Genomic DNA, 8,245 nt, shown 5'->3' on the forward strand with positions numbered 1-8,245 from the left:
GGCCCGGCAAAGCCGGTTCCGCGGCGTTTCCCGAACGGCCCTCGCTGCGCTTGGCAAGGAAGCATGAACGGCGCCGCAGACTCTCAAGGTCTTCGGCGCTTCATTGTTTCGACTCAGGGCGCGCCAGGCGGCATCGGCCTCGTCGTCTCATCATCTTCGCGAGCCCACAGCGCCAGCGCCGTGTAATTGTCATGGCCCGGCTTGGCGCGGGCCTTGACCTCGGCGTCGAGTCGTTCGACCCACTGGGTGGGGGTGTGCGATGCCTGCAGCGTCTCGCGCAACACCTCGTCGCCGAGCGGCTCCCAGATGCCGTCGCTGCACAGCAGCATCGCATCGCCGACCGCCAGTGGAATCGCGGCTGACACGGTGATCTCGGGCATGTCCTGCTCGGAGCCGAGTGCCGACAGCAGCATGTTGCGCTGCGGATGCAGCCGCGCGCCCTCCTCGTCGATCATGCCGCCGGCCACCATCTGCTGAACCAGGCTGTGGTCGATGGTGCGCGCGACCAGCGCGCCGCCGCGGAACAGGTAGGCGCGGCTGTCGCCGCTGTGCACCCAGGCTACCTGGTGCCCGAGCAGGTCGATCGCCGCCACCACGGCCGTCGAACGCATCGCCGCGAGCTTGCCGCCCTCGGCCTGGCGCGCCACGATGGCATGGTTCGCGCGCTCCATCAGTGCGCGCAGCAGTCCCGCATCGAGCCCAGGCCGGGCTGCGAAGCCTTCGAGCACGCTGCTGCGGACGATGGCCGCCGCCACGTCTCCGCCGCCATGCCCGCCCGCACCATCGGCCACCAGGCAGGCGACGAAATGCCCGTCGTTCCATTGCCCGAACACGTCTTCGTTGTAGCTGCGGCCGCCCTGCCTCGACAAGGTGACGATCTCGATTTCCACGTTCCCTCTCCCGTTGGTGTTCCGTGTCGCTTCGGTGTCGCTCAATTGCCGGTCTTCAGCCGCTGCATCTGCGCGTCGTAGGCCTCCAGGAAGGCCTTGCCGAACAGCGTGTGGAAGTCGTCTTCCGCCTCGGCGGCGATGCCGGCATAGAGCGCGACGAACTGGTCCCAGAGCTTGGCCTTGCGGTTGGACGTGAACAGGCTGTCGAGCGCCGACTTCGCCGCGATCCGCTTCTCAAGCTCGTCGGGTGCGAAGCGCTCGATCACGTGCGCGAGCGCGGCGCGCATGCCGACCATCACGCCGAACTCGTGCGCGCGCAGGTCGTCGAAGGCGTCGCGCATCGCCGCCTCGGCCGGCATGAAGCCGCGCATGCCGGGGCCGAGCAGGTGCGACAACGCGACCTCGGCCGTGGGCGAGAACTTCAGCGGGTTGTTGGCCTGGGCCGCGATCATCGTGACCTCGGCACGCACCTCGCGCTTGAGCGTCTGCCGTGCCAGCAGCAATTGCAGCGTTCCCTCGGTCGACGAACGCAGCAGCACGCCGATGCGCTCCATGAGTTCGGGCGTGAGGCGTTCCGGTGCCTGGTACGTGGTGCCAAGACCCCGCAGGAAGGCGGCCAGCAGCGCGTCGGCTGCAGCGCCGCCGACGGCAGGCGCGGCCACCGGCGCGGTGACGGACACGGACACCGACACGGGCGCTGCCGCCGCTGGCACCGGCACGGGCACGGGCACGGGCACCGGTATCGCCACCTGCACCGCCACCGGCGCCGCGACCGGCTCGCCCGTCATGTCGTCGAAGCGCGGTGCGGCCGGCGCTGCCACCTCGCGCGGCGGCGTGTACGCGAAGTTTCCGATCTGCAGATGGTCGCCACGCGGCGCCACGACCGGCGGCGGCGCGCTCTGCAGCGCGGCCATCGGATCGGACACCGACGCGGTGTTCGGCTGCCGCATCGGATCGCCCAGCGGCGATTGCGCGAGCGGATCGCCGCCCTTGGTCGCACCGATGCCGAACAGCTCGTCGATGCCGGGCCCTTTCGAGGACGACGATCCGATGCCGAGATCGGAGAAGTCGTCCAGCGGCAGGCCGCGCGCGGATGACGATGAAGATGACGATGACGCCGCCGGCGCAGGCGTCGGCGCCGGACCGAGCAGGTCCGCGAAAGGATCGTCCGCCGACGCGGACATGACGCCCCCAGTGCCGAGCGGATCGGCGAAGGGTCCGGCCGGTGTCGGCGCCATCGAAGGCGCCATGGCCGGCGCTGCGGGCGACGGCGCGGGTGCCGCGGGGCCGAGGCCGGCCATGAGGTCCGCGAACGGATCGTCGTCGGTCGGGATCGGCGCCGGTGCTCGCGCCGGTGCCGACGCCGCGCCCATCGGCCGCGCAGCCGACTGCGCCGATGCAGCCTCCACCGCCAGTTCGAACCCGCCGATCACCAGCCGGTCGCCCTGGGACAAGGCCGCCTCCTGCCCCGCACCCAGCGGACGCCCGTTGCACAGCATCGGATTGCTGCCGCGATCGATGACGAAGAAGCGCCCGTCGCGGCACAGCACCTGCGCATGCACGCGTGACACGGTGCGCTCCGGATCGTCGAGCACCAGCGCATTGGTGGCGGCGCGGCCGATGGTGCCGCCATCGGCGCCGAACTGCGCGGCCAGGCTGCGCGGGGCCGGCGCCCCCTGGTGCGATACGACGGCGATACGAATCACGAAATACCTCCCTGCGCGCGCGGCAGTGCTTGAGACCAGGCCCCGATCGATCGTCTAATGGCTGCCATGCTTCGATCTCCCATGCTGAATGGCAAGGCCCACATCATGATCCTGGCGATGCTCGCTGCCTACCTTTCCGCCTGCACCGGACGCACGCCCGAGCAACCCGGCGACACGCCGAACCCGAAGCTCGTCGAACTGGTCGACGCAGCGCTCGCACGCGAGATCGCCGGCATGAACCCCGCCCTGCTGCCCGGCCTGCTGCCGCAGTCGGGCGACGAGGCGCGCCGCTGGCTCAAGGAGATCGCGCAGGTGGTGGCACGCTGCCGCTATGGGCCGCGCAACGACTCCAAGTCGAACCTGCTCGAATACGACATCGTGCTGGGCTCGGGCGAACAGATCACGGGCGTCTACAGCGGCCAGCGCTGCTACTACCCGGTGGCCAAGCCGCTGGTGATGCGCGTGCAGTTCCAGGATGGGCGCGTGCGCGAAGTGACGACCGACGGGCGCGAGCGCGAGCAGCCGGTCGAAGCGTCCACGGGCGAGATCCAGCAGTTCGCGGAACGCGTGCTGCGCGTCGACTGGAAGCGCAACCCCGCGCGCTATTTCCGCGCGGGCAAGAGCAGCAGCGACATCGCGCGCGAATGGGAAACCCGCAAGCCCTGATGCAAGCCATGGCATGAGGCTCATGGCGCCAGCAACACCAGCAAGGTCTGGCTCGGCACCGTGCGCACGCCCGGGCAGTTGGTGCTGTTCTGCAGCGAGCTGCTGGTCAGCCGCGTCGCCGGCATGCCCTGCAGCAGCACGGTGAAGGCACCGGTGAGGTGGCGGCTCGGCCCCATCACCGTGCCCGAGGCCACGCCCAGCAGCACGCCGGCGTTGTCGCCGTTGGTCATCGGGATCGTGGTGCCCAGGTTGTGCGCGGGCCCGCCCATGATCAGGATGTTGGGGCAGTTGGGAATGGCCATCGGCCCCATCGCGATGTTGGGGTAAGGCACCGGTATCGGCGATGGCGCCGCCGGCGTCAGGCAGACGTCGGGGAAGCCCATGTCGGTGCCCATGATCTGGCAGTTTGCAAACATTTCAGTGACCCCGTGGAGCTTGTTTCTACGCTCGATCCCTCGACCCGCGCCCGCGAATCGTGGGACACCGCGGAACCGGCTTTGCCGGGCCGCTGGTGTCGCCCCCGGTGAGGGGGTTGGCGGACCACACGAAGTGGGGGAGCCTGGGGGAGAGTGTCATGTCAGCCGAAGTGAATTTGCGCGCCCCGCGCCTTGATCAGTTCGCGTCCGTTCACGAGCGCATGCTCGCCTTCCAGCCGCATCAGTTGCTCCGCCTGCACCTCGACATGCATCGCACTCACCTTGTCCATGCCGTCGGTGTGGCGCAGGTAGTTCTTGCTGAAGTGCTGCACGCGGTCGACCACGCTCGACAGCATCGAGCCCACCAGCTTGATGCGCGAGGCCACCAGGCTCAGCTGCCGGCCGACGAGGTCGGCGCTGTCGGTCGCCAGCGTGGTGTGGCGCGCGCTGGCGTCCAGCGTGTCGGTGCGCAGCTCGATGCGCGGCGCCTTCAGCGCCAGCGTGCCGTGAGCGACCTCGAGCCGCGTGTCGCCTTCGCAATGCAACACCTGCGGCACGCCTTCCTCACGCTGGAGCACGGCAAGCACCCAGGTTTCGTTCGGGGCCACGCGCAGGCAGGCGACGCTGTCGCCGGCCGCCGGCGCCAGCAGGCAGCTCGCGGCGCGCGTGGCGGCGAGGCGCAGGCCCCCGCTCTGCACGACCAGCGCGCCGTGCTCGGCCTCGGTCACCGTGCCGACGCACCAGGTGCCGCCCAGCGGCTGTGCCGGCGCGGCATCGACGGTTTGCGCGCGGCGGCGCTTGCGGGAAGAAGCGGCGGACGATTGGGGTTCGGTCATGGTCAACCTCGTCGATGAATTCATGCGGCCAGCGGCTGCCAGCGTTCGGCGGCCTGCAGTTCGGGGTCGGTTTCGAGCGCGCTCGCGCGGTCGCTCATCTGCGCCTCGTCAGTACGGCTGGCGTGCAGCACCGTGCGCGTCATGCGCGCGCCGCGCAGGTCGGCACCGCTCAAGTCGGCATGCCGGAAGTCGGCATAGCTGAGATCGGCTTTCTGCATCTGCGCGCCGCCGAGCACTGCGCCGGCGAAATGGGCCTGGTGCAGTTGGCAGCCATTGAAGCGCGCGCGCGGCAGCTGCGCGCCCGTGAACAAGGCTTGACGCAAGTCGGCGCCGCTGAAGTCCGCACCGGCACCGACGGCTTCGCAGAACAGCGCACCGGGCGCAACGGCCTGCACGAAGCGCGCGCCCTCGAGCTTCGCCCCCTGAAAGTTGCACTGGCGCAGAGCCGCACCGCTGAAGTTCGCACCACTCAGGTCCGCGTACGAGAACTGGCAGCCTTCGAGTCGAAGTCCGTCGAAGGATTTGCTTTTCAGCGAGGTGCGGAAGAAGCTGTTGCGCAGCATGCGCGCACCGATCCACGTCAGCTGCGAGAGGTCGCATTCGCTGACGGTGGTGTACTGCCAGCTCGTGTCGTCCAGGCACACGTCGAGCAGCGACGACTGGCTGATCAGCGCCGAGTCCAGGCAGGCGCCGCGCAGCACCGCATGGTCGAGCTTGCTCTTCGACAAGGTAGCCATGGCCAGCATCGAATCGCCCAGCTGCGCATGCACCAGGTCGCATTCGGAGAACACCGCGCCGTGCAGGTCGCTTTGCCGCAGGTCGGCGTGGTCGAGCAGGCAGCGGTTGAACACGGCGCGACGCATCTGCGCCCCGGCGGCGAGCACGCCCCGCAGGTCGCATTGGTCGAACACCGCCTCGCGCAGGTCGGCACCGCGCAGGTCGGCCTCGGCCAGGTTCACGCGCGTGAAGATGCCGCCGCCCAGGCCGAGGCGCGCATAAGCCCCCTTGCTCAAATCCTTGCCCTCGACGGTCTCTCCCATCGACACGGCCAGCGTCAACAGCAGCGGCGTCATGGCATCGCCTCTTGCTGCTCGCGAGTCAGGCGAGGCCAGGTGCGCGCACGCGTGAGCAGGGCTCCGTCGAAGCGCGTGGAGCCATCGAGGCGAACGCGTGCCAGGTCGGCGCCGAAGAGGTTGGCGCGCCGCAGGTCGGTGTTGCGCAAGTCGGCATGCTGCAGGATCGCGTCGCGCAGGTCCACGCCCGAGAGGTTCGCTCCCTGGCAATCCGCGCGGCGCAGCAGCGAACCCTGTGCGACGGACAGCCGCAGGTCCGCGCCGCGCAGCCGCGCACCCGCCAGGTTGGCACCGGTCAGCTGCGCGCGCACGAGCCGCGCGCCGCTCATCTCGCTGCCGCCGAAGTTGAACTGCCGCAGGTCGGCCTCGCTGCAGTCCGCCTTGGCCAGGCTGCAGCCCTTGACCGCCACGCCACCGGCCGCCTTCGCGCCGCCCAGCATCACGCCGTCCATGCGGCAGGTGATGAAGGTGCTGCCTTCGAGCACCGCGGCGCGCATGTCGAGCCCGGCCATCTCGCATTCGATGAAGTTGCACGACAGAAGCCGTGCGCCCGGCCATCGCATGCCCTGCAGGTCGAGCTTGTAGAAGGTCTGCCCTTCCAGGTCGGCTTCGCTCCAGTCGGCCTCGCCCCAGGTGGTCTCGAGCAGGTTGGCCTTGACGAAGCGCGCGCGCCGGGCCTGCGTGCCCGCGAAGCTGCAGCGCATGAGCATCGCCTCGCCGAAGTCGGCTTCGTCGAACACCGCGCCGGCCAGGCGCGCACGGCCCAGGTTCGCTTGGCGGAAATCAGTGCCGATGGCGGTCGCGCGATCGAGCTTGGCATGGGCCAGCACCGCGCGCTCGAACTTCGCGCCGGACAGGTTGGCACCGCGCAGGTCGGCGCTTTCGAGCCAGGCATCGCGGAAGTCCACGCCGCGCAGGTCCAGCCCCGAGAAATCGGCACCGGTGAAGTCGGCACCGAAGAAGCAGCGGATGCCGGCCGCCACGCCGCGCGCCACCTCGTCGCGCAAGGCGGCGGCTTCGGCCGCGGGCATGGCGTGGGCCGGAGGCTGCGTGTGCGCGGTCTGCAGGTAGCCGGCACGGTGCGTTTCCTCGAGCACGCAAAGCTTGCGAAACAAGGGCGGCAGTTCGAGCGGCGGCTTCAAGTCCTTCGACGCGGCCTGGATCTGCGTCAGCTGCTTGCTCGCGCTGAAGAGCGGCGGGCCGCGATGGCTCAGCTCGGACAGGGGCACGCCCTTGGCTGCCGCCAATGCCAAGCCCTTTTCGAGCGCAGTCACCGCATCTTCCACCGCCGCCCATTGCTGCTGCTGCGCCTCCTTGAGCTTGGCTTCCATGTAGGCGGGCAGCGCGTCGCCCGTGGGCAGCGGCTCGGGCGGCTTCATGCGGATGCCCAGTGCATCGGGGTCGCGGCCCATGGCGCGCACCTTCTCGCGGGCCATCTCCACGTCGAGCTCGGCGCGGCGGTATTGCGCCTTGGCCTGCAGGCCCTCCATCGCGAAGGGTGCCTTGGCTTCCTCCACCGTCGGGTCCGCGGTCGAGATGCCCTCGGGCAGCAGGTCGCTGTCGACCAGCGCGTAGATCGCGCCCAGCGACGGATGCGATCGACGCGCCGCCGCTTCGAGGTAATACGCGTCGTCGCGCACCTGACCCAGGCGCTCGACCGCGCCCAGCAGGCTCGCCACGTCGGACGCGTCGTCGGTGCCGATCTCGGCCAGGCCCTGGAAGATCGCGATGCAGCGCTCCGCATGCGGAAAGAACCACAGCGTGGTCAGTCGCAGCGGCACCTCGCGGACCTTGGGCTCGCCCTCCGGCATGGCATAGCCGACGAAGACGCGCGCGCGAAGGCCCGGCAGGCGGCCTTCGACCACAGGGCGCGTCGGGTGCATGTGATGGAACGAGAACGACTCGTCGCCCACCAGCGGCGCATCCATCCACTGGTCGGCGGGCGCCATGTTGAAGTAGCGCCAGTCGGTGTCGGGCGCGAAGCCGGGCGAGTGCTCCTTCATGTAATCCGCGTCGTAGGTGCCGCGGTAGGCCACGCGTTGCGGATGCATCGCGTCGAGCGCACCGAAGCCGGCCGGCACGATCGGCTGGTCAGGATGCCGCAGCCTGTCGCCCGGCAGTTCGAGGTTGGGCATCCGCACCATGCCCTCTCGGGCCTGCCGGCCGAGCCCGACCGGGTTCGACGCGAAGTCGGCACCGCCGTAGGCACGCGACCAGTCGAGCGGCATCGACTCGAAGGGCGCCGGCGCGCCGGGCTCGGCCCCGCTCCAGATGCGGTCGCCGAAAGCCAGCACGGTCTTCTCGCGATGGCCCACGCGCGCGCGCACGGCGCAGGCATTGCGATGCGCGGGCTGGTCGGCCGGCGGATAGGCATGCCCCTGCACCAGGAACTCGGGCGTGAGCTTGGACACGCCCTCGTCGATCATCGGTGCGGCCATCTCCTTGGCCAGGAAACTCCACATCGACTGCTCGGCCCACAGCGTGCCGCGCTCGCCCTGTTCGAAAGGCAGGTGCAGGCAGGCGCTGACGCACAGGCCGAAGCGCTTGCGGAACTCGATGGGGCGCGTCGACAGACCGAGCGCTTGCGGCTTGAGAACTTGCATGCGATCCGGTCGGCCTCAGCCCCCGCTGCCGCCGCCACCGCCGGAGCCACCACCG

At 69.9% G+C, this 8,245-nt stretch carries 7 protein-coding genes; 1 reads left to right on the forward strand and 6 read right to left on the reverse strand.

Annotated elements, in window-relative coordinates:
• Positions 1-113 precede the first annotated feature (113 nt).
• Together B0W80_RS19205 and tagH are read right to left on the reverse strand one after the other, a co-directional pair.
• Positions 114-890 carry a PP2C family serine/threonine-protein phosphatase gene (locus B0W80_RS19205; RefSeq protein ID WP_077000757.1) on the reverse strand — a complete coding sequence of 259 codons (777 nt, stop codon included), beginning with the start codon at positions 888-890 and terminating at the stop codon, positions 114-116.
• A 41-nt stretch (positions 891-931) separates the two neighbouring features.
• Positions 932-2,596 carry a type VI secretion system-associated FHA domain protein TagH gene (gene tagH, locus B0W80_RS19210; RefSeq protein ID WP_077000758.1) on the reverse strand — a complete coding sequence of 555 codons (1,665 nt, stop codon included), beginning with the start codon at positions 2,594-2,596 and terminating at the stop codon, positions 932-934.
• A gap of 81 nt (positions 2,597-2,677) precedes the next feature.
• Between tagH and B0W80_RS19215 the strand changes: the two genes are divergently transcribed.
• Positions 2,678-3,262, forward strand: coding sequence for a hypothetical protein (locus B0W80_RS19215; protein WP_077000759.1), 585 nt, complete (start codon positions 2,678-2,680; stop codon positions 3,260-3,262).
• Positions 3,263-3,282: 20 nt separating this feature from the next.
• Here B0W80_RS19215 and B0W80_RS19220 read toward each other — a convergent pair whose 3' ends face one another.
• From B0W80_RS19220 to B0W80_RS19235, 4 genes are all read right to left on the reverse strand, one after another.
• Positions 3,283-3,678, reverse strand: coding sequence for a DUF4150 domain-containing protein (locus B0W80_RS19220; RefSeq protein WP_077000760.1), 396 nt, complete (start codon positions 3,676-3,678; stop codon positions 3,283-3,285).
• A 161-nt stretch (positions 3,679-3,839) separates the two neighbouring features.
• Positions 3,840-4,514 carry a DUF3540 domain-containing protein gene (locus B0W80_RS19225; protein ID WP_077000761.1) on the reverse strand — a complete coding sequence of 225 codons (675 nt, stop codon included), beginning with the start codon at positions 4,512-4,514 and terminating at the stop codon, positions 3,840-3,842.
• Between the two features lie 20 nt (positions 4,515-4,534).
• On the reverse strand, positions 4,535-5,587 hold the full coding sequence (locus B0W80_RS19230) for a pentapeptide repeat-containing protein (protein ID WP_077000762.1): 1,053 nt from the start codon (positions 5,585-5,587) through the stop codon (positions 4,535-4,537).
• The gene (locus B0W80_RS19235; protein WP_077000763.1) at positions 5,584-8,190 is read right to left on the reverse strand and encodes a DUF2169 domain-containing protein; all 2,607 of its coding nucleotides are present in this window, start codon (positions 8,188-8,190) and stop codon (positions 5,584-5,586) included. The genes B0W80_RS19230 and B0W80_RS19235 overlap by 4 nt, the downstream gene beginning before the upstream one ends.
• Positions 8,191-8,245 lie beyond the last annotated feature (55 nt).

The organism is Variovorax sp. KK3, assembly GCF_001984055.1.
In the GTDB taxonomy this organism is placed as follows: domain Bacteria; phylum Pseudomonadota; class Gammaproteobacteria; order Burkholderiales; family Burkholderiaceae_C; genus Variovorax.

Excerpts from the sequence above, each read along its gene's own strand:
- B0W80_RS19225 (WP_077000761.1), bottom strand. The coding sequence starts at position 4,514 with ATGACCGAACCCCAATCGTCCGCCGCTTCTTCCCGCAAGCGCCGCCGC.
- B0W80_RS19215 (WP_077000759.1), top strand. The coding sequence starts at position 2,678 with ATGCTGAATGGCAAGGCCCACATCATGATCCTGGCGATGCTCGCTGCC.
- B0W80_RS19235 (WP_077000763.1), bottom strand. The coding sequence starts at position 8,190 with ATGCAAGTTCTCAAGCCGCAAGCGCTCGGTCTGTCGACGCGCCCCATC.
- B0W80_RS19220 (WP_077000760.1), bottom strand. The coding sequence starts at position 3,678 with ATGTTTGCAAACTGCCAGATCATGGGCACCGACATGGGCTTCCCCGAC.
- B0W80_RS19230 (WP_077000762.1), bottom strand. The coding sequence starts at position 5,587 with ATGACGCCGCTGCTGTTGACGCTGGCCGTGTCGATGGGAGAGACCGTC.